Origin of the sequence: Bradyrhizobium sp. NBAIM08 (genome assembly GCF_020193935.1) — a bacterium.
GTDB classification, from domain to species: Bacteria; Pseudomonadota; Alphaproteobacteria; order Rhizobiales; family Xanthobacteraceae; genus Bradyrhizobium; species Bradyrhizobium yuanmingense.
Map to the genome: position 1 here is coordinate 1 of NZ_JADYVR010000100.1, position 536 is coordinate 536.

The 536-nt window shown below is 57.8% G+C and carries 1 protein-coding gene; it reads right to left on the bottom strand.

What is annotated here, in order from left to right; genetic code table 11:
* Positions 1 to 309: 309 nt before the first annotated feature.
* The coding region (locus I6F37_RS38600) for an ArsC/Spx/MgsR family protein (protein ID WP_276573798.1) at positions 310 to 536 on the bottom strand (227 nt) is incomplete at its 5' end.

The window sequence follows — 536 nt, forward strand, 5'->3', positions numbered from 1 at the left end:
AAGCGCAGGTGCTCGCACGCGAAGCCGCTGCCCTGCAGGCGTTCGGCGATCAGGGTTTGGCAACCGGAGTCGTCCTGCGTGATCGAAGGCCGAGAAATCAGTTCGATCGTGAGGGAAACGACATCGGTCAAAACGGGCTGGTCCAATTCGAGCTTCCTAGACGTCATTCCCGCGAAGGCGGGAATCCAGTGAACTTTTTTAGGGACTCATTACGACGAATAAGCACAGGTCGCTGGATGACCAGCCTTCGGCTGTTACGGAGCGCCCCGCCTTCGCGGGAAGGACGATCAAAAGCAATGATGCATCAACTCAGGTAACGATCTGAAACCGATGCTTGAACGCGTTGTCGCTAAATCCCTGAGTCATGACGCCATCCTCGGTCGCGACGACCGGACGCCGGATGAGTTGCGGATATTCCTTCAGCAACAACTGCCACTCCGCATCCGATCCAGGCGTCTTGCGATTCGGAGGCAGATTGCGCCAGGTTGTCGACGACTTGTTGACCAGCGCATCCCAGCCGCCTGCGTGCTTCGACC